27 protein-coding genes and 1 pseudogene are annotated in these 23,508 nt (G+C 68.1%); 14 read left to right on the forward strand and 14 right to left on the reverse strand.

Annotation, left to right across the window (positions count from 1 at the left end; genetic code table 11):
- Positions 1 to 28: 28 nt before the first annotated feature.
- The 3 genes from BLV72_RS01720 to BLV72_RS49325 all read right to left on the reverse strand — a co-directional run bounded on the left by BLV72_RS01720 (position 29) and on the right by BLV72_RS49325 (position 3,231).
- Positions 29 to 790 (reverse strand): class I SAM-dependent methyltransferase, encoded by a 762-nt coding sequence (locus BLV72_RS01720; protein ID WP_208905464.1) that lies wholly within the window; start codon positions 788 to 790, stop codon positions 29 to 31.
- Between the two features lie 90 nt (positions 791 to 880).
- Positions 881 to 1,752, reverse strand: a protein-coding gene (locus BLV72_RS01725) for an IS5 family transposase (RefSeq protein WP_425288341.1) whose coding sequence is annotated in 2 segments (ribosomal slippage) — positions 881 to 1,386 and positions 1,386 to 1,752 — 873 coding nt in all. Because the reading frame shifts where the segments join, the coding sequence is not laid out codon by codon here.
- A 36-nt stretch (positions 1,753 to 1,788) separates the two neighbouring features.
- The gene (locus tag BLV72_RS49325; RefSeq protein ID WP_244320552.1) at positions 1,789 to 3,231 is read right to left on the reverse strand and encodes an IS481 family transposase; all 1,443 of its coding nucleotides are present in this window, start codon (positions 3,229 to 3,231) and stop codon (positions 1,789 to 1,791) included.
- A gap of 144 nt (positions 3,232 to 3,375) precedes the next feature.
- Here BLV72_RS49325 and BLV72_RS01740 point away from each other — a divergent pair, with 144 nt between their 5' ends.
- The 3 genes from BLV72_RS01740 to BLV72_RS01750 are packed head-to-tail and all read left to right on the forward strand — an operon-like array spanning position 3,376 to position 5,693.
- On the forward strand, positions 3,376 to 4,110 hold the full coding sequence (locus tag BLV72_RS01740) for an SDR family NAD(P)-dependent oxidoreductase (RefSeq protein ID WP_093459765.1): 735 nt from the start codon (positions 3,376 to 3,378) through the stop codon (positions 4,108 to 4,110).
- A gap of 32 nt (positions 4,111 to 4,142) precedes the next feature.
- Positions 4,143 to 4,766, forward strand: coding sequence for an NADPH-dependent F420 reductase (locus BLV72_RS01745; RefSeq protein WP_093459766.1), 624 nt, complete (start codon positions 4,143 to 4,145; stop codon positions 4,764 to 4,766).
- A gap of 36 nt (positions 4,767 to 4,802) precedes the next feature.
- Entirely contained in the window at positions 4,803 to 5,693 is an 891-nt protein-coding gene (locus BLV72_RS01750) for a TIGR03619 family F420-dependent LLM class oxidoreductase (RefSeq protein ID WP_093459768.1), read from the forward strand.
- 671 nt (positions 5,694 to 6,364) lie between these two features.
- On the opposite strand, the gene BLV72_RS01755 is transcribed toward BLV72_RS01750, so the two are convergent.
- Both BLV72_RS01755 and BLV72_RS01760 read right to left on the reverse strand, forming a co-directional pair.
- Positions 6,365 to 7,102 (reverse strand): dienelactone hydrolase family protein, encoded by a 738-nt coding sequence (locus BLV72_RS01755; protein WP_093459769.1) that lies wholly within the window; start codon positions 7,100 to 7,102, stop codon positions 6,365 to 6,367.
- Positions 7,103 to 7,427: 325 nt separating this feature from the next.
- Positions 7,428 to 7,799 (reverse strand): annotated as a pseudogene (locus tag BLV72_RS01760) (YciI family protein); the annotation flags it as partial.
- A 17-nt stretch (positions 7,800 to 7,816) separates the two neighbouring features.
- On the opposite strand from BLV72_RS01760, the gene BLV72_RS48600 reads away from it, so the two are divergent.
- Entirely contained in the window at positions 7,817 to 8,047 is a 231-nt protein-coding gene (locus BLV72_RS48600) for a transposase (RefSeq protein ID WP_280142999.1), read from the forward strand.
- Positions 8,048 to 8,052: 5 nt separating this feature from the next.
- Positions 8,053 to 8,967 carry an IS3 family transposase gene (locus tag BLV72_RS01765; RefSeq protein ID WP_208905490.1) on the forward strand — a complete coding sequence of 305 codons (915 nt, stop codon included), beginning with the start codon at positions 8,053 to 8,055 and terminating at the stop codon, positions 8,965 to 8,967.
- A gap of 771 nt (positions 8,968 to 9,738) precedes the next feature.
- On the opposite strand, the gene BLV72_RS47125 is transcribed toward BLV72_RS01765, so the two are convergent.
- Complete coding sequence (locus BLV72_RS47125; RefSeq protein ID WP_143059719.1) at positions 9,739 to 9,927, reverse strand: hypothetical protein; 189 nt, start codon at positions 9,925 to 9,927, stop codon at positions 9,739 to 9,741.
- 20 nt (positions 9,928 to 9,947) lie between these two features.
- Here BLV72_RS47125 and BLV72_RS01770 point away from each other — a divergent pair, with 20 nt between their 5' ends.
- Together BLV72_RS01770 and BLV72_RS01775 are read left to right on the forward strand one after the other, a co-directional pair.
- The gene (locus BLV72_RS01770; protein WP_093459771.1) at positions 9,948 to 10,307 is read left to right on the forward strand and encodes a hypothetical protein; all 360 of its coding nucleotides are present in this window, start codon (positions 9,948 to 9,950) and stop codon (positions 10,305 to 10,307) included.
- Positions 10,304 to 10,969 carry a nucleotidyl transferase AbiEii/AbiGii toxin family protein gene (locus BLV72_RS01775; protein ID WP_093459772.1) on the forward strand — a complete coding sequence of 222 codons (666 nt, stop codon included), beginning with the start codon at positions 10,304 to 10,306 and terminating at the stop codon, positions 10,967 to 10,969. The genes BLV72_RS01770 and BLV72_RS01775 overlap by 4 nt, the downstream gene beginning before the upstream one ends.
- A gap of 60 nt (positions 10,970 to 11,029) precedes the next feature.
- Here the strand turns inward: BLV72_RS01775 and BLV72_RS49330 are convergent, their stop codons facing one another.
- Positions 11,030 to 11,362, reverse strand: a complete 333-nt coding sequence (locus BLV72_RS49330; protein WP_244320553.1) for a hypothetical protein — start codon at positions 11,360 to 11,362, stop codon at positions 11,030 to 11,032.
- 562 nt (positions 11,363 to 11,924) lie between these two features.
- Between BLV72_RS49330 and BLV72_RS01785 the strand changes: the two genes are divergently transcribed.
- Complete coding sequence (locus BLV72_RS01785; protein WP_244320554.1) at positions 11,925 to 12,365, forward strand: HNH endonuclease family protein; 441 nt, start codon at positions 11,925 to 11,927, stop codon at positions 12,363 to 12,365.
- A 73-nt stretch (positions 12,366 to 12,438) separates the two neighbouring features.
- Here BLV72_RS01785 and BLV72_RS01790 read toward each other — a convergent pair whose 3' ends face one another.
- On the reverse strand, positions 12,439 to 13,341 hold the full coding sequence (locus BLV72_RS01790; protein WP_244320555.1) for a hypothetical protein: 903 nt from the start codon (positions 13,339 to 13,341) through the stop codon (positions 12,439 to 12,441).
- A 170-nt stretch (positions 13,342 to 13,511) separates the two neighbouring features.
- Here BLV72_RS01790 and BLV72_RS01795 point away from each other — a divergent pair, with 170 nt between their 5' ends.
- Positions 13,512 to 13,889: a hypothetical protein gene (locus BLV72_RS01795; protein WP_093459774.1), complete on the forward strand. Its 378-nt coding sequence runs from the start codon at positions 13,512 to 13,514 to the stop codon at positions 13,887 to 13,889.
- 16 nt (positions 13,890 to 13,905) lie between these two features.
- On the opposite strand, the gene BLV72_RS01800 is transcribed toward BLV72_RS01795, so the two are convergent.
- On the reverse strand, positions 13,906 to 14,658 hold the full coding sequence (locus tag BLV72_RS01800) for an IclR family transcriptional regulator (RefSeq protein ID WP_244320556.1): 753 nt from the start codon (positions 14,656 to 14,658) through the stop codon (positions 13,906 to 13,908).
- 418 nt (positions 14,659 to 15,076) lie between these two features.
- Between BLV72_RS01800 and BLV72_RS01805 the strand changes: the two genes are divergently transcribed.
- The gene (locus tag BLV72_RS01805) at positions 15,077 to 15,328 is read left to right on the forward strand and encodes an FAD-dependent monooxygenase (protein ID WP_244320557.1); all 252 of its coding nucleotides are present in this window, start codon (positions 15,077 to 15,079) and stop codon (positions 15,326 to 15,328) included.
- A gap of 233 nt (positions 15,329 to 15,561) precedes the next feature.
- The gene (locus tag BLV72_RS01810; RefSeq protein WP_093459778.1) at positions 15,562 to 16,491 is read left to right on the forward strand and encodes an alpha/beta hydrolase; all 930 of its coding nucleotides are present in this window, start codon (positions 15,562 to 15,564) and stop codon (positions 16,489 to 16,491) included.
- Between the two features lie 460 nt (positions 16,492 to 16,951).
- On the opposite strand, the gene BLV72_RS01815 is transcribed toward BLV72_RS01810, so the two are convergent.
- Together BLV72_RS01815 and BLV72_RS49335 are read right to left on the reverse strand one after the other, a co-directional pair.
- A complete protein-coding gene (locus BLV72_RS01815) occupies positions 16,952 to 17,161 on the reverse strand; it encodes a hypothetical protein (RefSeq protein ID WP_093459780.1) in 210 nt (69 codons plus the stop codon).
- Between the two features lie 189 nt (positions 17,162 to 17,350).
- Positions 17,351 to 18,223, reverse strand: a complete 873-nt coding sequence (locus BLV72_RS49335) for a hypothetical protein (RefSeq protein ID WP_244320558.1) — start codon at positions 18,221 to 18,223, stop codon at positions 17,351 to 17,353.
- 519 nt (positions 18,224 to 18,742) lie between these two features.
- On the opposite strand from BLV72_RS49335, the gene BLV72_RS49340 reads away from it, so the two are divergent.
- Both BLV72_RS49340 and BLV72_RS01825 read left to right on the forward strand, forming a co-directional pair.
- Complete coding sequence (locus tag BLV72_RS49340) at positions 18,743 to 19,066, forward strand: hypothetical protein (RefSeq protein ID WP_244320559.1); 324 nt, start codon at positions 18,743 to 18,745, stop codon at positions 19,064 to 19,066.
- A 900-nt stretch (positions 19,067 to 19,966) separates the two neighbouring features.
- Positions 19,967 to 20,287 (forward strand): DUF6191 domain-containing protein, encoded by a 321-nt coding sequence (locus BLV72_RS01825; protein ID WP_093459781.1) that lies wholly within the window; start codon positions 19,967 to 19,969, stop codon positions 20,285 to 20,287.
- Between the two features lie 47 nt (positions 20,288 to 20,334).
- Here BLV72_RS01825 and BLV72_RS01830 read toward each other — a convergent pair whose 3' ends face one another.
- Positions 20,335 to 21,525, reverse strand: a complete 1,191-nt coding sequence (locus tag BLV72_RS01830) for an IS110 family RNA-guided transposase (protein ID WP_093459750.1) — start codon at positions 21,523 to 21,525, stop codon at positions 20,335 to 20,337.
- A 315-nt stretch (positions 21,526 to 21,840) separates the two neighbouring features.
- Between BLV72_RS01830 and BLV72_RS01835 the strand changes: the two genes are divergently transcribed.
- On the forward strand, positions 21,841 to 22,203 hold the full coding sequence (locus tag BLV72_RS01835; protein WP_093459783.1) for a hypothetical protein: 363 nt from the start codon (positions 21,841 to 21,843) through the stop codon (positions 22,201 to 22,203).
- A gap of 102 nt (positions 22,204 to 22,305) precedes the next feature.
- On the opposite strand, the gene BLV72_RS50970 is transcribed toward BLV72_RS01835, so the two are convergent.
- Positions 22,306 to 22,440, reverse strand: a complete 135-nt coding sequence (locus BLV72_RS50970; RefSeq protein ID WP_280142994.1) for a hypothetical protein — start codon at positions 22,438 to 22,440, stop codon at positions 22,306 to 22,308.
- A gap of 349 nt (positions 22,441 to 22,789) precedes the next feature.
- Positions 22,790 to 23,305 carry a hypothetical protein gene (locus tag BLV72_RS01845; RefSeq protein ID WP_143059720.1) on the reverse strand — a complete coding sequence of 172 codons (516 nt, stop codon included), beginning with the start codon at positions 23,303 to 23,305 and terminating at the stop codon, positions 22,790 to 22,792.
- Positions 23,306 to 23,508: the final 203 nt, after the last annotated feature.

Raw genomic sequence — 23,508 nt, forward strand, 5'->3', positions numbered from 1 at the left:
CGCCGCCCCGCTCCGCGGCCACACAACGTCAGGGGCGGAGTGCGACCAGGAGATCAACCACGTAGGTCTCTTCCACCTCATCGCGAGGAAAAATCTTGACCAGTCGTTCACGCTCATCGGCGAAGAACGCCTGGCGGTCAGCCTCTTCAAGGACGAGGAATGTCGACCGGCTGCCAATGTTGGCGAGATGCATGTCCAAGGAGACAGTGCGGCTCCAGCGCACTTGACGGCGCGCAACCCGTAGTCCTGTCAGTCCCGCCAGCCGGATGGCGTCGTTGTCCGAAGGGCGCACGGCAGACCTTGGCTTCACCCCGCAGTGGTGCGCAATGCGCCCGTGCTGCTCGCGGATCCACGGCACGTCGAAGGCCGTGGTGTTCCACCAGATCGCCAGCGCACCGCCCGTTCGCAGGACACGCAATGCCTCCGGAACAGACCGGTCAGGGTCGGTCCACTGCCAGGACTGGGCATACGTGATGAGGTCGCAGGAAGCCTTGGCCAGCGGCAGAGCATTACCGTCACCCCTCACGATCGGCACCCCCGGAAGCGCCTGGTGGAACTCACCAGCCATGGCCTCACCCGGCTCGACAGCGATCACATCAGCACCTCGTTCCCGCAGCAGCACGCTGGCGATTCCGGTACCCGCGCCGACATCGGCGACCCGGGCGCCCGCCAAATGACGGCCTGCGAACTCCTCGATACAGTCAAAGAGCGCGGCTGGGTAAGAAGGCCGACTCGCCGCGTACTGAGCCGCGGCTACGTCGAAAGACTGGGCGCGAGAACTGGCGGTCATACCCTCATCATCGCCTCCCCGCACCAAGCATTCGACCATCACCAACCCGGCGAACCTATGCGGTCACAGCACTAGGCAGTTTCGTTTGGATCATCGGGCGGACCAGAGGAAGATGCCTGCAATGTGCAGTCCGGCGAGGTAGATGGTCGCGGTCTTCTCGTAGCGGGTGGCGATGCCGCGCCACTGCTTGAGGCGGTTGATGCACCGCTCGACGGTGTTGCGCTGCTTGTATGCCTCCCGGTCGAAGGCGGGTGGTCTGCCACCTTGGCTTCCTCGGCGCCGTCGGTGAACTTGCTGGTCGGCTGGAATAGGGATCACTGCTCGGATGCCACGTCGACGCAGGTGGTGGCGGATTGCGCGGGAGGAGTACGCCTTGTCCGCCAGGACCACGTCCGGCTTGGTGCGGGGCCGACCACGGCGCCGGGGTACACGCAAGCGGGCCATCACGGCCGTGAAGGCGGGCGCGTCGCCGGCCTGCCCGGCGGTGAGGACAAAAGCCAGCGGTCGGCAGTTTCCGTCGGCGGCGAGGTGGATCTTCGTGGTCAGTCCACTGCGGGACCGGCCGATGGCATGGTCGTGCGGCTCGCCGGCCGGGGCCCTTTTTTGCGGGCTCCGGCCGCGTGCTGGTGAGCCCGCACGATCGTGGAGTCGACCGAAACAGCCCAGTTCAGATCCTCGTCGGCGTCGGCTTGGGCCACCAGGGCGGTGAACACTCGCTCCCACGTGCCATCGATGGCCCACATCCGCAGGCGGTTGTAGACGCCTCTCCAGTTGCCGTACTTCTCGGGCAGATGGACCCACTGCGTTCCGGTCTGGAACTTGTAGGCGATCGCGTCGATCACCTCACGGTGGTCCCGCCAACGACCACCCCGCTGAGGCCTCCGGTCCGGAAGTAACGGCTCAATCCGCGCCCACTGCGCGTCAGTCAAAGGCACACCCGGACCAACGACCGACTGATCCAAACGAAACTGCCTAGGTGTGGCGTCTCGGGACCTTGGTTACACGAGGTCCTCGAACGCGAGCTGCTGCGGGGCGGTGTCGAGCGGTTGGGGCGGCTCGTCGAAGGTCACGCGGTAGTCGCTGCCGATGGTCCGGCTGATGGGTGGCTGGCCGCCGAGTGAGGCGTGCGGTCTCTCGTGGTTGTAGTAGTTGAGGAAGTCGGCGAGTGCGGCGCGTCGCTCGTGCTCGGAGGCGTAGCCGCGGACGTAGGCCCACTCGCGGGCGAGCGTCCCCTGGTACCTCTCGACCTTTCCGTTCGTCCGTGGGGTGTAGGGGCGGGTGCGCTTGTGCTTCGTGCCGGTCGCGGCGAGCGCGTCCGCCCAGGTCCCGGAGCGGTAGCACGCTCCGTTGTCCGCCAGGCAGCGGCGGATTGGGGTGATGCCGTGGGCGGCGAGAAACGCGGCGGCCCGGTGCCAGAAGGCGACCGCGCTCACTGCCTTCTCGTCGTCCAGGGCCTCGGTGTAGGCGAGCCTAGAATGGTCATCGAGTGCCGAGTGCAGGTACGTGTGTCCGACCTTCCCCGTGCCTTGGCCGGTGCGTTCGGGGCCGCGGGCCTCGTCGGTGCCGATGCCGTGCAGGCGCCAGCCTCCGCCGGTCGGGATGCGCCCGAGCTTCTTGATGTCGACGTGGACCAGGTCGCCGACACGGTCGTGCTCATAGCGGATGACCTCGCGCATCGGTTCGCCGGTCGGCGGATCCAGGTCACGCAGCCGGTTGAGCCCGCGGCGTACGAGGATGCGGTGCACGCCAGGTGCGGGCGGCTGGTGTCGCGTGCCAGCGGGTGCAGCCGTGCGACCGGCAGCGCGTTCAGCCCGGCTGCGGAGTGTCAAGTTGACTTGACACTTCCTCCCGTCGCCGGTCATCGCCGGCCGTGGCGGGGATGGCGTTGTCGATGAGGACGGCGGCGATGGCGGCGGCGGTGGGGAAGGCGTCGGCGTCGAGGACCCGGGTGCGGGCCGCGGCGCCGTCGATGAGCAGCGCGAGCTGCTCGCCGAGCTGTTCAGGGTCGGCGGCGCCGGCTTCGCGGGCGGTGTCGGCGAGCCGCGCGGCGACGGCTTTCTTGTAGTCGCGTGCGTACTGGGACGCGGGGTGCTGGGGGTCGTGCAGCTCGACGGCGGCGCCGATGTAGGGGCACAGGGGGGTGGTGGGGGGATGTCGAAGGCGGCGAGGAGCCGTTCGCGGGGCGTGAGGTCGGTGCGGTCGAACACGCCGGACAGAACGGCGGGGTCGAACCGGCGCAGGTACTCGGCGACGAGTTCGTCCTTGCCGGTGAAGTGCTGGTAGGCCGTGCGCTTGGACACCTGGGCCGCCGCGCAGAGCTGGTCCATGCCGGTGCGGTTGATGCCCTGCTCGCGGAACAGCTGCTGGGACGCGCTGATGATGCGCTCGCGGGCGCCCCGGCCGCGGCGGCGGCCCGTGGGGCCCTTCTCCAACTCCGTCATGGCTCCATCGTACCGCGTGTAGGTAACGACCGGTGTACATAGTTTGCGTCCCGGCCGCCCGCCCCGTACCGTAAGCACACAGGGCGGTGTACATAACGCCATCGCCTCAGGTGCACACGGCACCACCGACTCAAGGGAATGACTATGGGAAAGCTTGACGGCAAGGTCGCGGTCATCACCGGCGGCACCACCGGCATGGCGCTGGCCGGCGCGAAGCTGTTCGTCGACGAGGGAGCGCACGTCTTCATCACCGGCCGCCGCCAGGACGCCTTGGACGAGGCCGTGAAGCAGATCGGCCGCAACGTCACCGGCGTCCAGGGCGACGCCGCCGACCTGGACGACCTGGACCGCCTGTACGACACCGTCAAGCGGGAGAAGGGCAGCCTCGACGTGCTGTGGGCCAGCGCCGGCGGCGGCGAGCCCGCCCCGCTCGGCGAGATCACCGAGGCCCAGTTCGACACCTGGTTCGGGCTCAACGCCCGCGGCACCCTGTTCACCGTCCAAAAGGCCCTCCCGCTCTTCAATGACGGCGGCTCCATCCTCATGACCGGCTCCAACGCCTCCCTCGGCGCCTTCCCCGGCTGGAGCGTCTACGCCGGCAGCAAGGCCGTCCAGCAGGCCTGGGCCCGCATCTGGCTCAACGAACTCAAGGACCGCCGCATCCGCGTCAACGTCCTGACCCCTGGCCAGGTCGCCACCGCCAAGCAGGCAGAACTCTTCGACGAGGCCACCAAGCGCCAGTTCGAGTCCCTCATCCCCCGCGGCCAGATGGGCCGCCCCGACGAAATCGCCACCGCCGCCCTCTTCCTCGCCTCCGACGACTCCAGCTACGTCAACGGCATGGAACTCGTCGCCGACGGCGGCACCACCGCCATCTGAACCGAACAACCACAACCAGGGCAGGACATCTCATGAGCAACATCAGCATCATCGGCACCGGGAACATGGCCCGCACCATCGGAGCGCGGGCGATAGCGGGCGGCAACACCGTCGAGGTCATGGGCCGCGATCAGTCCAAGGCCGCCGACCTGGCCAAGGCTCTCGGCGGCGGCGCCACGACGGGAGAGTGGGGCACCGCCCCGGCCGGGGACATCGTCATCGTGGCCCTGCTGTACGACGGCGTCGTGCCGGCCGTCGCACAGTACGGAGACGCTCTCGCGGGCAAGGTCATCGTCGACATCAGCAATCCCTTCAACTCCACGTTCGACGGGCTGGCCCACCGCGAGGAGACCTCGATCGCGCAGGAAGCCGCCAAGGCGGCCCCGGCCAGCGCCAACGTGGTGAAGGCGTTCAACACCGTCTTCCGCCATGTCCTGGAGAAGGGGCGGCCCGACGTCTTCATCGCCGGCGACAATGCGCAGGCCAAGGCAAGTGTGGAGGCGTTCATCGACACCCTCAAGCTGCGCTCGCTGGACGTCGGCGGCCTGAAAATGGCGCACTGGCTGGAAGGAGCGGGTGTGGTCACGGTGGGCCTCGCCAACCACGGGGTGGGGAACTTGGACTTCGCCCTCAGCATCACCGAACTTCCCGTCTGAGTAAACGGTTGACGGATCACCGAAAAGGACTCGCCAATGAAGCTTGGTTTCACCCTTCCCATAGTCGGGCCCGCTATCAGCAGCGCAGCTGGCCTGAATGCGTTCTGCCGCGGGATCGAGGACCTTGGCTACGACACGCTGTGGGTCGGCGATCGCCTGGTCCAGCCGGTCGATATGCATAGCATCTATCCGGGCAAAGAGCAGCCGTACCCGCCGCAGATGAAGCGTTACCTCGACCCGGTGCTGCTGTGGACCGTCGCCGCGACGGCGACCAGCCGAGTGCGGCTGAATGCCAGCACGCTCAGCACCTTCTACTACGAGCCGCCGCACCTGGCCCGGATGCTGACCACGCTCGACGTGCTCAGCGACGGCCGTCTCGAGGTCGGCGTGGGACTCGGGTGGATGAAGGACGAGCACGACATCTCCCGCAGCGCGGACTGGCATCGGCGCGGGCGGATGCTCGATGACCTGCTGGCGTTCCTGCACGAGTGGTGGACGGCCAACCCGGTTTCCTGGGACAGCGAGTTCTTCTCGCTGCCGCCGGTCCACGCCGATCTGCGCCCGGTGCAAGCGGGCGGGCCGCCCATCTGGATCGGCGGCGCCAGCGAGGCCGCGATGCGCCGGGTCGGCCACAGCGCCACCGGCTGGCTCGGGCTCGATTTTCTGCCGGGCGAGGTCGCCGACCAATTGTGGTCGCTCGCGCGCCAGGCGGCGCAGGAGGCCGGCCGCGATCCCGACGCGCTGAAGAAGGCCATACGCATCAACCTCGAACCGGGCACGTCCGTTGATTCGCTGGCCGACAAGCTCAAGCGCTTCGCCGAGTCCGGTGCGGACGAGGCGTTCGTGGACGCCTTCGCACTGTTCCCCGGCCTCGACCAGATGCTTGACTTCGCCAGCCAGGTGATCGCGCGCACCGGTCGGTTGTGACCACCCAAGAGCCGGACAACCAAGGACGTCCTCGCCTGCTACCCCTGTGGTCGCGGATCCCCGCGCCCACAGCGCGGGGACGCCAGCAGGCTTCCGCTCGGCGTGCGGAGGTGTCAGCCGCTGCTGGTCCTCCTCCAACAGCGTCCAGACCTCGATCAGGTCCTCCGGCTCCCACTCCTGCCGCACCCCAAGCTCCCTCCGGTCGTCATGACCGGACCAACCTCGCCCTGCACGGCCCCGATGAGCCCAACCAGATCCGCTACAGAGCGCTACTTGTCACTTCGCCGTAGCTTCGGGAGAACAGGGCCTTGAGGTCCGTGGGTTCAGGGAAACTGAAGGTTCTTCACCGCGAACCCACGGGTGGATTCCCTGCTTCTGGCGGTTGGGCCCGTGGGTTCGTGGTCAACCCGCTGGGCCGGTCTCGGCGGTCTGTTCCAGCAAGGGTGTGACCGAGATGCGCGCCAAAGAGGCAACGAGATGGTCTTGAAGCCCTGATGCGCTCGGCCTCACCTGCGACGGCGGGCGGCAGGGTCGCACTCCGAGACGTGCCGGGCGACCGCGTCTCCGAGATCGAGTATCCGCCCGAATGCGGTTCTGCTGTGCGGACTTGAGGGGAGGGGACTGTCAGTGCCCGACGCCGACCAGGCCCGGCGCCAGCATGCTTACCTGGGTCATGCCCCCAGATCCTCCGTCACGGGCAGGCACTCGGCGAGCAGGTCGACGACATCGCGCCAGGCTCGCTGTGCGTGCCGTGAGTGGTAGCCGACGCCGGGGACCACGGGGTGGTCGACCGGCGGGTGGTGGAAGGCGTGCAAGGCGCCGCCGTAGACCGCGAGGCGCCAGTCGACGCCCGCGGCCTGCATCTCAGCGGTGAACGCGTTCCGTTGCGCGGGCGGCATGATCGGGTCTTCCGACCCGACCCCGGCCCACACCGGGCAGCGAATGCGCGCCGCCTCGCCCGGTCGGCCCGTGGTCAGTGCGTTGACTGTCCCGATCGCGCGCAGGCTGACGCCGTCGCGCCCGAGTTCCAGCCCGACGGCGCCCCCGGTGCCGTAGCCGACGGCGGCGATCCGGTCGGGGTCGGTCCGCGGTTCGGTGCGCAACACGTCGAGCGCCGCATGGCCGATGCGCCGCATCCGGTCGGGATCAGCGAGCAGTGGCATGCATCGGGCCAGCATCTCCTCGGGATCGCCCAAATAGCGCCCGCCGTGAAGGTCGAAGGCCAGCGCTACATATCCCAGCTCGGCGAGAGCGTCGGCCCGGCGGCGCTCGACGTCGCTGAGCCCCATGCCCTCTGGTCCGAGCAGCACCGCGGGCCGGCGGTCGACACCGGCCGGGAGCGCGAGGTGCCCGATCATCGTCAAACCGTCGGCGGGGTACTCGACCGTACGCGTCGTAATCTTCGTCATGAGACTGGACTGTAGTGATCGTCGAGCCCGGGCCGGCCGGTGTTCTGCCGCTGGCAGACGCTCAACATCACCACCAACGTTGAGCCGAATGGGTGACGGGGGCCGGGAGCTCCGGGCTTCAAGATCATCTCGTTGCCCCTTTGGCGCGTATCTCGGTCACACCCCCAGACCCCCGTGGGTTCACGCAAACTGAAGGTCCTTCAGCGTGAACCCACGGGTCCACCGGTGTGCGTCAGATCTATGCATCCGTGGGTTCGCGTGAAACACGAGGATGCTGTGCGATCCAAAGGGCTTCGGCGGTGATGTCGGCCTGGACGTCCTCGGGTCAGGACGGCCGCCCGCCGAACTGCCAGTTGTGTACCTCAATGTCGGCGTACCGGTCCGGAGTCAGGATGGCGCGTGCCGTGTCCGGGTCCGGCGCCCGGACCAACGCAGCCGTGCCCAGCCAGGTGGCGCCGTTGTCGGACAGCAGTGGCCCGTAGGCGATCAGCTCGTCCCGGTCGGGCGGCGCCGCGAGGTCGGCGCCCTGCCCCGTGTCGAGGCCGAGCACCAGGTATCGGTTGCCGCCGGTCCGGCCGCCGGGGAAGTCCCACATGGTGCGCCCCAGAGTGTTGCGCCACCGTCGCAGCAGCACGTCCCGGTAGACGCCGGCCTGGTAGCCGGGCTCCTCGAAGGTGAAGGCGCGGGCGGCGACGGGCGAACGAGACGGCCGCTCTGCAGACGGTGGCCGACAAGCTCGGCATCGGCTCCCGCGAGACGCTCCGGAACTGGGTGAAGCAGCACGAGATCGACGCGGAGACGCGTCCAGGGACGACGACGGACGAGTCCGCCCAGCTCAAGGCGTTGAAGAAGGGAAACGCCGAACTCAAGCGGGCCAACGAGATCCTTAAGGCCGCGGCGAGTGTCTTCGCGGCCGAGCTCGACCGGCCACATACACCCTCGTAGCGTTCATCGACGAGCACCGGGACCGCTTCGGCGGCGTCGAGCCGGTCTGCAGAACCCTCACCGGGCACGACTGCAAGATCGCCCCTTCCACGTACTACGCCCGCAAGAAACGCCTCGAAACTCCCTCCGTCCGTTCCGTGCGCGACCTCAAAGTGCGCATCCAAGAGGTCCACACGTCCAACTACCGCGTCTACCGGGCCCGGAAGGTCTGGCGCGAGCTGAACCGGCAGGGACATGCCGTGGCCCGCTGCACCGTCGAGCGCCTCATGCGCGAACTCGGCATCACCGGCGCCGTCCGCGGCAAGAAGGTGATCACCACACTCCCCGGCGGACAAGTCGAACGGGCTCCCGACCGCCTGGAGCGCGACTTCGTCGCCAAGGCTCCGAACCGCTGCTGGGTCGCGGACTTCACCCACGTGACGACCTGGGCCGGTGTTGTCTACATCGTCTTCGTCGTGGAGACCTTCTCCCGCCGGATCGTCGGCTGGTCCGCGGCCACCGTGAAGGCGACGGTCTTCGTCCTGGACGCTGTGGAGATGGCGATCTGGCCGCGCGACCGCGACCAACGCCCGGTTGGGTCAGGCGAGTTGATCCATCACTCGGACGCAGGGTCGCAATACACGAGTTTCCGGCTCGCCGAGCACTTGGACGCCGCCGGCATCGCCGCCTCGATCGGACCAGTCGGAGACGCCTACGACAATGCCCTGATGGAGAGCACGATCGGTCTGTTCAAGACCGAGCTGATCAAACCCCGGCGGCCCTGGAAGACGCTGTCCGAAGTCGAACTCGCCACCGCTGAATACGTTGACTGGTACAACCACCGCAGACTCCACGGTGAGATAGGCCACGTCCCACCGGCCGAGTACGAAGCCACCTACTACACCGAACTCACGAACCCCCAGGTCACAACCACAACCTGAGATCTCTACCGAACCCGGGGCGGTTCAGAGCCTTACAACCCAGCGGCCCCATCGGCCATGTCGAGCGAGTGGCGGTCGTGAACCCGCGACAACGGCCACCATAGACTCGCGTAGAGGTAGGGTCTCAGACGCCTGGTTACCGAAAAGGACTCTCTCGGACGCCGTGCTCTCTTCACGCTCCTCCGCCTTGGTAGCATCTGTGGCCGCGCTGACATCCGGTGCGGTACTCGGAGTCCTCGCCCCCATTCTTGAGAGGACCGGCACTTCAGCCGGCCACGTGGCACATCTTGTCTTGGATGCCGGATGGTCCTGGGCAGCATTGGAATTTGGTGTCGGCCTCGCGCGCAAATCCAGGATTGAGTCCGCCATCTTGGCCTCTGTGTCACTGATCGCAGCCGTGATCGCTTACTATGCGATAAAACTGGGGCACGGTGAATTCATGACAGCTGACATAGATACCCCTTCCCAGGGAACACATGTTGACTGGGCCGGATTCTTGTCGAAGACGCTTCTATGGTGTGCGGCCGCTGCAATTCTAGGTTCTATTCTGGGGCTAGCCGGGAACCTGGCACGGATCCAAAGCCTTCGCGGCCTTCCTGTCGACTGCTGATTCCGCTGGTGGCTATCGTAGAGACGTCAGAGCGACTCCGCACTGAAGCTTCAGTACAAGGGGGTGTCGTTGGCGCGACGTGGAGCGTAATCCGTCTTATAGCGGTGGCTGTCTTCATCGTCCTAGTCGGACATGCGGTGAGAAATTGGCTGTCTCGACGTTCAGCCGTGCAGCGCGAAAATAGCGCATAATTCCGTCCCAGAGAATACGGTCATCGGCCGGCCCTTGAGCGAGGACAGCCAGAGAGCGTCCTCGTCGCGGATTTCGTGGGCCTCCATGCTTGGCGATGGGGTATTGACGTACCGGGCCATCCACAGCCGCCCTGCCACAACCGCGTGCTCATCGCTCATATACTGGGTGCATGTCCGCTATGCCTGCCGCCGAGCCGTCACCGCCTGCTGCCGAGGTGCTGCGGCAGCGCTATGTGCGAAGGCTTCCCGACGCGCTCGGCGAACTGGCCGGGCCTGCGTACGGATCCGTCCAACTGCCGCTGCATGTGGCGTGGTCGGGTCTGACGCGGTTCGACCTTGACCGGCCACGGTCGCGGATGAGCATGTACCGCACCGTGCTGGCCGAAGGGCAGCATGATGACCTGATCACCCTGCTGAACCGGGACCTCCTGGTTGCCCAGTGGCCCGTGCTGCGCACGCTGATCAGCCGCGCCATCCGCGACGTGTGGGAAGCCGCGTTCCCCGAGCTGGCCGCCGCCCGCCCGGCAGCCGCGGCGTGAACCTCAGCGACCTGCACCGCCGGCTCCTCTCCGACGTCCTGGCCATCGGTACCCCCTACCCGCTGGTCATCACCGGCGGATACGCCGTGCAGGCCCACGGCCTGGTCGACCGGCTCAGCCAGGACCTCGACGTCGCTACGGAGAACCCCGCCCCCATGGCGGAGATCACCCGCACCCTCACCTCTGGGCTGACCGACCGCGGCTGGCAGGTGCGGGAGATCGGCGTCGACCCGCTCTCCGGCCGCCTCGTCGTCACCGACCCCGCCAGCGGCGAGGAGTGCGAAGTCGACATCCTCAAAGAGGCCTTCTGGCGGCCGCCCACGCCTACCGCGTACGGCCCCGTCCTCGCTCTCGACGACGTCATCGGCACCAAGGTCCGGGCCCTGGCCGACCGCGGAGCCGTCCGCGACCTTATCGACGTCCACGCCGCCTCCCGCCACCACACCACAGCCGACCTCGAAACACTCGGCCGCCGCCACGCCCGGGACGAGTTCGATCTCGAGGACCTCCAAGCCCGCCTGGCCGGCGCCGAGTGGTACGAGGACGAGGAGTTCACCGCCTACGGGCTCACCGACGCGGACACCGTCACCCTGCGGGCCTGGGCCCAGGACTGGTGCGACGACCTCACCCGGCGCCTGCACGAACACCCAACCGACGACTGACAAGCGGTCGCGCCGCCGCGAGCTGGACGACCCAGGCGTCGGTCGCGCCCAGCGGCTACGTCAGGTGACGTGTGCGGCGGGTTCACCGCGCAGCAGGTCGGGGCGGGCATGGGCGATCGCGAAGGCCCGCCTGAGCCCCTCTATTAGTACCTGGTCGATCTGGTAGAGCCGTGCTCGCTCGTCCCGCTGGAGCAGGCGGGAGGAGCCAGCCGGGCCGACACGGCGCTGGACCGCCGGGACGCTGGTCAGGGCCCCGCCGACCCTCGCCTTCGTGATCGGGGTGGTCGGATGGTCGGCGAAGTACTGCTGCACTTCGTCGAAGGATGTGGTACCGCCCAGCTCGGTGATCCGGCGCAGCAACGCGCGGGCCCCGGGCATCAGCGAGGCGACCATCCGGAAGAGCGCCTGCTCGCTCCAGCCGTCCCCGAGGTCATCGTTGCCCAGGTCCTGCGGGCGGGGCGTGGGTCGATGGCTGGTGGTTCGGGCCAGTCGACGGGGGTGACGGGGCGTAGACCGTAGGCGGCCTGCACGGCGGCTATTGCCTGTTCGTAGGTGTCCGTCTCGGTGTCGATCGTCAGCCGCACGACACTCCCCTTCGTGATTGCTGTCGGCATTCTTCCTCAGGACGGTGGTGCGCCTGTTCTGCACACCGGGCTTGAGTAGTTCTGGAGGCAGCCACCCGTGGGAGTGAATCCCACGAGGTGAGGCCCCGCGGTAGCCGGGCCCGGCCACGGTGGTCGGCATGACGATGATGATGCGCCGGTGGCCACGAGCAGTCTCCTCGCTTTCGGCTCACCAAGCTGGGCTGCCTCCAGCGCTCCCTTCTCGGCCACCGCTTCGGCCGAGTTCCCTGAATCCCCGGCCGCCGACGAAGCACCGGGCGGAACTGGCCGAGCTGACCGTCGCACCCGAGACGGACGTCCCCGGCTACAGCCGAGCGAAGTTCCCCCACTGGATGACCCAGCAGGGCACCTGCGACACCCGCGAGACCGTCCTCGCCCGGGACGGCGAAGACGTCGCCCAGGACGGCCAGTGCCGCGCGGCCGCCGGGCACTGGGTCTCGCCGTACGACGGAGTGACGGCCGACGCGGCCGCCCAGCTGGACGTCGACCACGTCGTCCCTCTCAAGGAGGCCTGGCGGTCCGGCGTGGCGGAGTGGAGCACGCAGGACCGCCGCCTATCCGCCAACGACCTCGTGCACTCGCAGCTCGTCGCGGTCTCCGCCCGCTCCAACCGGTCGAAAGCTGACAAGGACCCCGCACGCTGGCAGCCGCCGCTCGCCGACTACCGCTGCACCTACGGCCGCGCCTGGATCTCGGTGAAGCACGTATACGGCCTGACCATCGACACCGCCGAGCGCTCGGCTCTGGAGGGCATGCTCGACACCTGCGCCTGAAAGAGGGGACGCCTCACGTGGCGACCCACGACCTCAAAACCAGATCACTAGTACGTCCTGCGAGGCGCCGTTCCTAGCGCATCAGCAGTCCCCGCATCCCCAGCCCGTAGTGCACGCGCAGCCGGTGCAGCTCCCACAGGCCCACCGCCGTGACGGAGAGCGGGGCGCCCAGGATGAACACGTACCGGATCACCGTCGGCACGCCCTCGTGGGCGCCGGTGAACATGTCGATCAGTGCCATCTCCCACGCCAACGCCATGATCAGCAGCGGCGGCACCGTCTCGTGGATGTCCGCGGTGCGGAACACGTGCTGGACGGCGAGTCCCACGCCCCAGACGACGAACGGCGTCACCCAGAAGAGGACGAAGAGGGTGAACGCGAGGATGAGGCCCTTCGTCACGGTGAAGTGGCCCTCCACGAGGGGTTCCTGGCCCTCGAAGAACCCTGAGAGCACGATGATCGGGAAGACGGAGGCCGCCGCCATCATGGCCACGATCGCGCCGAAGCACCGCCCCGCCCGGCGCAGCAGGTCCCGTCGCGCCGCCGGAGCGGCCAGGCCGTACAGGACGCCGACGACGACCGGGAGGGTCGCCGCCAGCACGAGGGCGCTGGTCCACGACTTGTCGACCTGCTCGTCCGCCGCATCGCTGAGCTTGGGGGCGAGCTTGTAGGCGTAGGACATCCACAGGAACGCGCCCACGCCGACCAGGGTCCTGATCTTCCGCATTCGCGCCACCTCAGGATCCGAGACGATGCCCGGCCGTGACGGGGTGAAGACCCTGCGCGCGGTGTGGATGGGGCCGATCCGCCGCCGCAGCCGGGTGATCGGCCCGCCCGGCGGCGGTACCGGCGGCCCCGGGTAGGGCGGCTGGGGCTGTGGCGGCACGTAGGGCTGGGGCGGATAGGGCTGAGGTGGCTGCGGCTGGTAGGGCTGCGGCCCCTGGGGCGGCTGTCCGCCCGGGTTCCAGTTGCTCATCGTTCGTCCCCCGATATGCGAGTGTGCGCCGCGATAGGCGCGATCGCCGAGTGTATTGAGCACACAGGGTCCGCGCAGCCCTCGCCCCGGGTCGTGCACCGAACGGCCACAATTATGCAAGTCGCCGCGCTGCGCAGGGCACGCCTCGGCTCCTCAGGAGCAGCTGGCCGGTGCGGGAGATCGGCGTCGCCCCGCTCTCCGGCCGCCTCGTCTCCGCGGCCCGCACCGACACCTTCCTCGGCGCCCGCTACCGCCGCATCGTCAAACGCCGAGGCCACCTCAAGGCCCTGGTCGCCGTCGCCCGCTCCATCCTGGTCACGGTCCGGCACCTCCTCAACGACCCCACCGCCCGCTACCGCGACCTCGGCCCCGACTGGCACACCAAGAACCTCGATCCCGCCCGCAAAGACCCGCGACCTCGTCCGCCAGCTCACCGCCCTCGGCCACGACGTCACCCTCACCCCGGCAGGCGCCTGACACACCATCCACACCCGGCCAGCAGCCCCCCGGAACCACCCGAGCCCAGGGGCTACCTCGCGCCCACCTGACCGTCGAGTTTTCCGGTCAGAGTCCCACCGTCCGGGAGATCGCCAGGCTTGCCGTTCGCAGCGCAATCCGAGCGGCGACCTGGGTCCCGCCCTCGTCGGGCGCGACTAGTGACAGCGCGCCCAATGAGTCACCGCGACGGTTCAGGATCGGGGCGGCGACTGTCGACATCGTGGTGGGCCCGGTGCGTAGTGGGTTGGGCACCGTCATGGCACAGACACCCTCCCCGCGGACGGTGGCCATGAGCCGACGGAGGTGGCCTGCGTCGGTCGCGCCGGCCAGTGCGTCATCCCGCACCTGCTCGGGGGCGTGGGCCAGCAGGGCGATGCCGATGCCGGTTTCGGCGAGGGGGAGGCGGCCGCCGACCCGGTACTTGACCGCTGCCGCGTCCCGGGCCGACAGGCGCTCGACGAGTACGGCCTCGTGGCCGTCGCGTACGGCGAGGAGGATGTGCTGGCGGGTGACCTGGTGCAGGTCCTCCATGAACGGGAGCGCAGCGGCGCGCAGTCCGTGGCCGCGGGGAGCCAGCGAGGCGATCTCGAGCAGCTGCAGGCCGACGACGAAATCGCCGTTGTCGAGGCGTTCGAGGGCGCCCACACCCATCAGCTGGGCCGCGATCCGCGACGTGGTGCTCTTGGGAAGACCCGCCCGAGCCGCGAGGGTGTGGAGCGGCAGGCCCTCCCCGGACTCTGCGAAGGCACCCAGGACCCGGAACGCTCGCTCCAGGATCGGCTCGCCGTGCAGTGGCCGTCCCGAGCGACGGGTCGGCACTGGCGTCCCACTCATCGAAATCGCCGGTGCGCGTCGCTGGTCACAGGTCGAATACTAGCGCCGTGACTCAACCGCACGACGACGCGCGGATGTCGGTGTTGATCGCTGGCGCCGGGCCCGCGGGGCTGGCCGCCGCGAGCAAGCTTGCCCATCACGGCATCCGATCCGTCCGCGGTCGAGCCGCGCCGCGGGGTCCATCCGAGGCCCCGCGCGAAGACCACGAGTGTGAGGACGATGGAGCTGTTTCTGCGCTGGGGCGTCGCGGATGCGGTACACCGCGCGGCACCGCATTCACCCGCCTGGTGTCGACGTGTCGTGTTCTGCGGCATCTTCGCCAGCGAGGCGATCACCGAATTCCAGGACGTCTTCGGCCTCAGCACCGCAGAGCACGGACTCGCTGCCGAGTCGGGGCAGGGGATTGGTACAGCCGGTTGTCGAGTACGTCCTGTGCGAGCACCTGGCGCGCACCGGTCTCGCCGAGCTCCGCCTCGGCGAGCGCCTGCGCGGCTTCACGGAGCAGCCGGACGGCGTGAACTGCGAGGTCATCCGCGCCGATGGATCGACCTACCGCCTGGTCCCGGAGTACCTGCTCGGCTGCGACGGCGGCCGGAGCACGGTGCGGGACGGTATCGGCGCCACGCTGCACGGCACCGGAGCCCACTCCTCGTGACCGCACCATTGCCCGACGACACGGCCATCGAGCCGTTTGGGGCCACCAACCGCACCGTCGAGGAACTGCTTCGGACGCACGGTTCACCTTGCTATGGGCCCGACAGGGTGCTCAGCAGCGGAGCCGTCGGCCAGCCCCGACCTCATCCCACGCCGCGTGGCCCTCGCCCGGCGCCGGGCCGCGAAAGCACCGTCCACCCGTGACGATGGACACCGGAGACCAAGGAGACAGCAATGGTGACTGACCCCGCACTGCGCGACGTCTACGTCCCGCACACCTATCCCGAGCAGCAGGCCGATCTCGGTGAGATCACCATGAACTACGCCGAGGCCGGTGAGCCGGACAAGCCCGCCGTGCTGCTGATCCCCGAGCAGACCGGCTCATGGTGGGGGTACGAGGAGACGATGGGCCTCCTCGCCGAGGAATTCCACGTCTACGCCGTTGACCTGCGGGGCCAGGGGCGCAGCAGCTGGACCCCGAAGCGGTACAGCCTCGACAACTTCGGCAACGACCTGGTCCGGTTCATCGCCCTGGTGGTGAAACGCCCCGTCGTCGTCGCGGGCAACTCCTCCGGTGGCGTCCTCGCGGCGTGGCTGTCGGCGTACTCCATGCCCGGGCAGGTCCGGGGCGCGCTGTGCGAGGACGCCCCGTTCTTCGCGTCCGAACTCGTCACCACGTGCGGCCACTCGATCCGCCAGGGGGCGGGCCCGCTTTTCGAGCTCTTCCGCACGTACCTCGGCGACCAGTGGAGCGTCGGTGACTGGAAGAGCTACTGCCGCGCGGCCGGCGCCTCGTCGTCGCCGATGGCGCGGTACTTCGTGGCGGACGAGATCCCGCAGCACATGAAGGAGTACGACCCGGAATGGGCGCGGGCCTTCTGGGAGGGCACCGTCGGACTGCACTGCCCGCACGAGCGCATGCTGACCCACGTCAAGACGCCGGTGCTCCTCACACACCACACGCGTGGCATCGACCCGGAGACCGGCAACCTGATCGGAGCGCTCTCCGACGAGCAGGCCGCCCGGGCCAGGCTGTTGATGGAGTCGGCGGGGGTGAAGGTCGACTACGAGTCGGTGCCGGATGCGTTGCACATGATGCACCAGTTCGACCCGCCGCGGTACGCCAAGATCTTTACGCAGTGGGCGGCCACGCTGGCGGCGTGATCGGGTGCCGCGGTCGGCTCGTCATGTCCGCTGTCGTCATCCGCAGCCGACCGCGGCGCTCTCACGGACCGTGCGGCACCTGTGGCGGTGGATGTCTCGCCGAATTATGGGGATGCAAGGGCTGAGGCGCCCATCCACCGCTGCGGCCCGGTGACAAGGTCACGATCTCCGTCGATGTTCTCACCACCATCACCTCGAGGATCGTTGCCTACCGCGACCCGCACGCGTCGCTGACCACCGAGTGATTCGGTTTCGTCGACTCTCCACGAGACCATTGAGAGAAGGAGACCCGAAACACCGAGGTCGATGAACTGGTCGCGACCAGCGCTGACGGCGAATACGTGCCCATGCGGATTCCAAACCAGAACGACCCGCGCAACTACACCCGCGTGTGCCTGCCGAAGACCGCGACCAATGGCTCGATATCGTCGGACCCGACGACGAACCTGAAACCACTCCATCAGGCGATGGCGAGCTCACCTTCACCGGAGAACCGCTCGACACCGCCTGCCGCTACGGCGAAGAAACCATGGTCTTCAACGACCCCCGACCCCGGCGGGCCAAAGCCGATGCCAGGGGCCTTCACACCTTCGATGAAATCCCCCAGCGCCTCTTCAAGATCCCCCGGCAACGCGAACAGCGCCTCGACATCACACCCCAGCAGCGCCACGCCACCGCGGCCCTGTACGGCTGCCCAGTCTGGAACATCGGCCCCTGCGCCGGCTGCGCAGCGCCGATCCACCGGTACGGCCCAGGAGGGGCCCACGCCTGTCGGCCCTGTAGGGCTCGAATCGCCTGATAGCCGGTCCTCTGAGCGAAATCAGGCCCACTGCAGCGAGTTCGGAGGTGCGAGGAGGCGTCATGCCGGGGCAATGGGTTCCGGCTGGGAGGAGAGCGTGTCAAGCAGCTGTCCGAAGGTGATCTTTTCGTCGGTGGGGCCGTAGTCGAGGGCCTTGAGCAGGGCGTGCCAGCGCTCTGGCTGGGTGCCGCACTGGGTGAGCAGGTGGGGCAGCGCGATGTGTGGTTCGGTGCGGGTGAGGACTTCGTCAGCGGGCAGCTGGCGCAGGTGGTGCAGGGTGTGGTGGCGGGAGTTGAGGATGGCGCGGTACACGTCGCTGGAGGTCCACAGGCCGTCGGTTTCTGGGGCGTCGAGCCAGGACTGGAGCACGGCGCACGGGTCGGGGTGACGGTCGAGTTCGTCGTCGGTCAGCAGGCGCAGCACGGTCTCGGTGTCGTCGGCCGGGGCGAGGGCGGCCGCGGCTGTGTGCAGCCAGTCGGGGGCGTGGCTCTGGTGTCCGATCCAGGAGAGTTCGAGCGGGTGCAGCGCGGGGAGTGTTTCGGTGACCGCGGTGCGCGGGGTGTGCGGGTTGCCGGCGAGGGCGAGCAGCGCGGCGATCCGGCGGTGCTGGGAGTTGCGCTCCAGGAGTCGGACCGGGCTGAGTAGATCGGTGCCTTCAGTGATGCGGGACAGTCGGGGGCTGGGCGGTGCGGAGACGACGGTTGGCTGTTCCAGTGTGGTGAGCAGGGCGCAGGCCTCGGCCAGGTGTTTGGGGTTGGCGCTGAGCTGGGCCAGGTCCTCGGCCACGGTGGTGATGGTGTTGCGGTGTTCGTTCTTCGGCGTGCGGGGCGGGGTGAGCAGGCGGCCACGGCGCACGCACTCGTCGGCGGCCGCGTGCAGTTGCTTGGCCGCGACGTCCATGACGCTGGGGTTGTAGCGGACCCGTTCGGCCATGCGGTGGAGCCGGTGGCGGGCGGTCACACTCGGCTTGGGCAGGCCGGCTCTCCGGCAGGCACAGGGCGGGCAGACAGGCCCGCAGCAGATCGGGGCCGAGTGCTGGCGCAGGTTCCGGCGGTTCGGCCGGGGCGTCCTGCGTGCCGCGGGAGAGATAGTCGCCGGCCGAGGCCGCCATGCGGGTGCGGTGTGCCTCCAGTTCGGCGTGATCCAGCAGGAGGTGCTGGGCGGCGGTGCCGAAGGCGGGGTGTTGGACCAGGGTGGGCCACCGGTGGGGGCAGGTGGCGAGGATGTGCCAGGGTGGGCCCTCGCCGAACTCGATGGGAAGAGCCAGGTGGGAATGTTCGGAGATCTCCCATCCCTCGTGCTGACCGGGGTTTTGCAGGAGGCGGGCGAGCGGAGTGAGGGCGTACTCCAGCACCGCGTCGAAGAGGGCCGGGGGCATGGGCGGAACGGCTCGGGGTCGACGTGGTAGCGGTTGGGGTTCCAGTCGTCGACGACCCGCTCAAGTTCGGTGCTGTGCAGGTGCGGAAGCAAGCTGATCGCGTCGTCGACCTGGCCGGGATGCCGGGCCAGGCCGATGATCAGGTCTGGTGTCGGGCGGTGGGTATGCAGGATCACGGGCAGGTCAGCGGCCGTGACCACGCCCTGGTCGGCGAGATCGGCGACCTGCTTGTCGTCGGCCTGTTCCAGGACGCGTCGGCGCAGCGCCGGGTCGGCTGCGCGTTGCAGGAGGACGGGAAGCGCGGCCGCGAAAGCCTTCTTGCGCCACTCCTCGCCACGGTTGTCGACGCCGTAGAAGGCACGGGAGGTCGTGCACAGTGCCTCGATCACTACGGGTAGCGCTTCGTCTGGCAGTCCCTCCGTGGCGACGAGCTGCTGCCACAGCGGGTACGTCCGGGCGTTCACCATGTTCGACCCCTCCCCAAGGTGCGACACTGCGTGACCGCGCGGTCACCGCATATGCCTGAAGGTGACGGTACGCTGCGGCGACCGCCCGCTGGCACCGAACTCTGTAATAGGCGTCAGGTGTGCAGCGCTACGCCATACGCAATCGCGCATGGGCCCCGATCCGTGGGGTGTGGACGCGCGCCGCTGGAGAGGCTGGCACTGGGAGCTCCAGGGTTCTCGTCCGAGTGCTGTCGCCATGGTATGGAGAAACTCGCGCGCCTTTGGGACAGCCCTACACGCCTATGGACTTTTGGAAGCGATGATCTAAGTGTGCCGTCTCATGATGAGCTTTCATATCGGCACGAAATCCGTCGCTGTTCGCAAAATGTTCGTGGTATCGCTTTCTGGCGGGTGTTGTGGTGGTGTGGCGGTCCCGCTGGCGTTCCCGGGCGCAGCGGGCGTTGTGGGGGGTGGGGGTGGGGCGGGGCGCGCCCCGGGCTGGGGCGGGGCGGCTGTGGGCGCTGCGCGCCCGTCGCCGCCTTGGCCGACGCCGCCCGGGAACGCACCGCCCAGTACCTCCTGCGGCGCCCGGCCCGGTGCGACCAGAGCCGCGACCAGCAGCGCGACCCCGTGCTCCGGCTCACCGGAGCGCGGCCCGGATGGTGCGACAGGCCATCATCAGGTGGTCGGCGATCTGCGTCGTATAAGTGCTGACAGTGTGCCGAGGCGGAGGCGCGGTCGACGGGCACCCCGCTACGACGTAGGCAAAACCGTCCGCCGCGAGAAGACACTCATCGCTCTGCAACGGTTGAAGGGCTAAACGCCCTCACCCCCGCTCCGCATACTGATGGCATGGAATTTGCCGTCTTCATGACCTTGCCCGGACTGGTCATCCTGCTGACAGTCGTGGCCTTCGCAGATCAACTGCTTCTCCGTGCCGGACGGGCCGGACTGCTGCCCTGGCGGAACAGCGTCCGGCAAGGTCAGATATCGGCGACCGGGTTTGAGCAGCTCCACGCGAGCTTTTCACCCGGGAAGCAGAACGAACTCAAGGAGCGGCAGTCAGCACTGCTCATGAGGGATGACGAGGAAGATGGGGCGCCACCGAACCGAACAGAGGTAGACCTGGAGGCAGGGACTGCGGTCGTCCGGATCCCTCAGGCCGATCAGTAACAGGCCCCCATCACAGTCAGACCTTAAAGAACTTCCCAATGACGATGTCAAGCCGCCGCCGTGACGGTTGGTAGTACCTGGTAGCACGCTCCGTCGCGGAGCATGGCCCACAAGACGTTGGCCCGTCGACGGGCCAAAGCCAGCAGGGCCTGTTTGTGTCCCTTGCCCTCGTTCCGCTTGCGCCCGTAGTAAGCCTGGGAGGCGGAGCAGGTTCTCAGGCTGGCCATCGCGGAGAGGTAGAAGGCACGGAGTAGGCCGCGGTGGTAGCGGCGCGGGCGACGCATGTTGCCGCTGACGCGGCCGGAGTCCCGCGGCACGGGTGAGAGGCCGGCGAAGGACGCGAGGCGGTCGGCCGTGCCGAAAGCCTCCAGGTCGCCACCGGTGGCGGCGATGAACTCGGCACCGAGGAGGGCGCCCATGCCGGGCAGGCTCCGGATCACCGTTGCGTGTCGGTGCTCGTTGAACCGGGCCTCGATGAGCGCGTCGAGTTCGGCGATCTCCTCGTCGAGGGCCAGCACACCCTTGGCGATGCGGGCGACCATGGCGGCCGCGAGGGTCTCTCCCGGCAGGGCGGTGTGCTGGGCCCTGGCCGCCTCGACAGCTGTCTCGGCGAGCGCGACGGCGTTCTTCACCTTGCGATTCTTCAGCCAGGTTCCGATCCGCCTGGCGCCGCTGCGACGGATCGCGGCCGGCACCTGGTAGCCGGTCAGCAGGACGACCGGACCCTTCTTGCTCAGGTTCAGCGCGCGCTCCAACGCTGGGAAGAACTCCAGAAGTTGGGCCCGCAGCCGGTTGGTCTGACGGGTGCGGTCGTTGACCAGGTCGAGGCGGCGGGCGGTTAGGGTGCGCAGGTCGACGGCTATCTCGTCGCCGGGCCGCAGGAGACCAAGGTCCTGGCGCATGCGTGCCTGGTCGGCGATGACGAACGCGTCCTTCTCGTCGGTCTTGCCCTGGCCGCGGTAGGCCGTCGACGCCTGGTGCACGGCCAGGCCGGTGATGTAGACCATCGGCTGGTCGTGGCTGAGCAGGAGGCCGATGAGCAGGGCGGCCCCACCGTGGTTGATGTCCACCGCCCACAGGGCGTCCTCGGAGAGCGCGAGTACGTCTGCGATCAGTTCCAGCAGGGCCGGTTCGTCGTTGAAGACTCGGCGTGAAAGGAGGCGTTCGCCGCGTTCGTCGACCACTACACAGTGGTGGTGTTCCTTGCCGATGTCCACTCCGGCCCAGATCTGGGGCACGGGTCACCTCCGCCAGCTCGTCGTCACACATCGATCCCGCAGACGACCTCGCCGACGTTGTCCTACACAGCGATCGAGTCGCGTATCCCAATTAGCGGTCGAGTCGTCGCGGGGCTCCGGGCGGCCAAGTTCTTTGAGCCATCCAACGGCGACAAGCTCACAGCCATACCCAGAACCCCTGGGTCCGCCGATCTTACGAATGACCGGCTCAAACCCACGCTTGGAAGGTAGGACAAGCTGAGTACCCGTACTCAGGTCCCCGTCACTGTTTCGTGAAACGGTGACGAGGTGGCGAAGAGCAGGACATCCCGCGGAGTGAAGGGCGCGCTCGTGTCGGCCGCGGCGGCCATCGTCTGCTACTGGGTGTGGGCCTCCCTGCTGGAGTGGGCGGACGACGTAGCCGAGGCCAGTGGGCATGCGATGGGCGCCGGGTGGTTCGAAAGCCTTCTAGCGTTGATCACGGGCTTCCTGCCGATGCCGGTTCTGTTGTGGGTGGGGATGCGGCTGCTGGGTGAGCGGGGCAACCATCTGCTCGTCCTGGTCGGGGCCGCGGCATGGTTGATCATCGGTGGCCACGTGGCTGACGACTTCGTCAGCGTCACGGCCACTGCCGCGCTCCTCGCCCTCTTTGCGGTGCTCGGCGGTCTGCTGTCTCTGGTTGAACTTCCGGGAGAGTGATCGGCCGGGAACAGTCCTCCTGAAGAGCGCCGGGGGACACCTCTCCTCTGCCAGCGCGAAGAGAACTGAATCGCTACCTGCTGTGAAGTCAGTTTGTACGGTTCACCTCCGCTCGCGCGGAGAGGACCGCCTCCAGTCCAGGAACCGCCAGTTCGGCTCCTCCTCGCCCGCCTCGCCCGGGAAGCCGGCCACCACACCCAGGCCGAGCGTCGGCTGCCCCAGGGCAGGACCTTCCACGCGGGAAGTTCGTGTCAACTGTCCTAAGAGCAGTGGTTCTTCAGGCCGAAACCGGTCAGGTCGGCCGTGACCGACTGACGTGCGGCTTGCCCGAGCCGGGCCCGGCGGCAGGTCTCATTTGCGTGCTCCTTGCGATTCCATGCCTACGGCCGGACTGCGCAGCAGAAGCCTCTATCCGCCGTCCCTGCCTGGTGGGCGACGGGTGACGATCCGCGGTGAGATCGCCGGGCTCGTTCGGAGGCCGGCCGATGTCGAGGAGTTCCTGCGACGCGCCGGCGCCGAGGATGTCCGGCTGGACGATCCGAACTGGTCGAGTGGCGCGGCCCCGGCGTCTGGTGACCTTCTCGGATCACTGGTAGGGCTGCTGGGCCTGGCCAGGGGCCGTCGGTGCCGGGACGGCGACTTCGGGAACGGCAGCCGCCCGTGCGGCACGCTCCCGGGCAATGTCGTCCTCCCAAAGACGCCGCTCTAGTTTCCTTTCCGTGCTGTAGACGGACGCCACGATGAACCCGGCAATGAGCACCCAGACGAAGCCGAAGATGCCCACGGCCTGGACGAACTGCGCTGTCTGCTGGTCAGGGGCACGCTTAGAGTCAGCCAGCCACCTGATCAGCAACACCTCGGCAACCACGTGCAGAATCACTGACCAGTACCAGCCGGAAAGTACGAACAGGCTTGCGGCCTTCCTCCGCCTGCTCACACCGGCCGGCTCTGGAGTCCCGGACCGGATCGCAGCAAGAACGGCCTCGCGGCGCCGCCTTCCGTTGTCCCGGCCGTTCTTTGTCAGCGCCGTCATTTCCAGTGAGGCGGCCACCAAGACAATCGGAATCACCGTCACCATCGCCGAGGCGAACTCCTCGGTCATCCGCACAGCCACTGGTCTCCCCCTCCGCGCGCGTGCCAGAAGTGTAGGAGGCGATGCGTGCGCGCTCGCCGCACAGTAGAACGCATGAGCGAAAACAGGTTTGTGGGGAGGACACGACGCCGGCCTGGGCATCGACGTCAAGCTCGCGCAGACCTACGGGATCCTGACACTGCACCACCGCCTGGTCCGTGACTACGAGCACC

The sequence above is a fragment of the Streptomyces melanosporofaciens genome, from assembly GCF_900105695.1.
Lineage (GTDB): Bacteria > Actinomycetota > Actinomycetes > Streptomycetales > Streptomycetaceae > Streptomyces > Streptomyces antimycoticus.

Coding starts and splice junctions, on each gene's coding strand:
- BLV72_RS01825 (WP_093459781.1), top strand. CDS start 19,967: ATGGAATTTGCCGTCTTCATGACCTTGCCCGGACTGGTCATCCTGCTG.
- BLV72_RS01845 (WP_143059720.1), bottom strand. CDS start 23,305: ATGACCGAGGAGTTCGCCTCGGCGATGGTGACGGTGATTCCGATTGTC.
- BLV72_RS01770 (WP_093459771.1), top strand. CDS start 9,948: ATGCCTGCCGCCGAGCCGTCACCGCCTGCTGCCGAGGTGCTGCGGCAG.
- BLV72_RS47125 (WP_143059719.1), bottom strand. CDS start 9,927: ATGAGCGATGAGCACGCGGTTGTGGCAGGGCGGCTGTGGATGGCCCGG.
- BLV72_RS01810 (WP_093459778.1), top strand. CDS start 15,562: ATGGTGACTGACCCCGCACTGCGCGACGTCTACGTCCCGCACACCTAT.
- BLV72_RS01790 (WP_244320555.1), bottom strand. CDS start 13,341: ATGAGCAACTGGAACCCGGGCGGACAGCCGCCCCAGGGGCCGCAGCCC.
- BLV72_RS01740 (WP_093459765.1), top strand. CDS start 3,376: ATGGGAAAGCTTGACGGCAAGGTCGCGGTCATCACCGGCGGCACCACC.
- BLV72_RS49330 (WP_244320553.1), bottom strand. CDS start 11,362: ATGGTCGCCTCGCTGATGCCCGGGGCCCGCGCGTTGCTGCGCCGGATC.
- BLV72_RS49325 (WP_244320552.1), bottom strand. CDS start 3,231: ATGACGGAGTTGGAGAAGGGCCCCACGGGCCGCCGCCGCGGCCGGGGC.
- BLV72_RS01755 (WP_093459769.1), bottom strand. CDS start 7,102: ATGACGAAGATTACGACGCGTACGGTCGAGTACCCCGCCGACGGTTTG.
- BLV72_RS49335 (WP_244320558.1), bottom strand. CDS start 18,223: ATGGCCGAACGGGTCCGCTACAACCCCAGCGTCATGGACGTCGCGGCC.
- BLV72_RS01785 (WP_244320554.1), top strand. CDS start 11,925: ATGACCCAGCAGGGCACCTGCGACACCCGCGAGACCGTCCTCGCCCGG.
- BLV72_RS01745 (WP_093459766.1), top strand. CDS start 4,143: ATGAGCAACATCAGCATCATCGGCACCGGGAACATGGCCCGCACCATC.
- BLV72_RS01750 (WP_093459768.1), top strand. CDS start 4,803: ATGAAGCTTGGTTTCACCCTTCCCATAGTCGGGCCCGCTATCAGCAGC.
- BLV72_RS01720 (WP_208905464.1), bottom strand. CDS start 790: ATGACCGCCAGTTCTCGCGCCCAGTCTTTCGACGTAGCCGCGGCTCAG.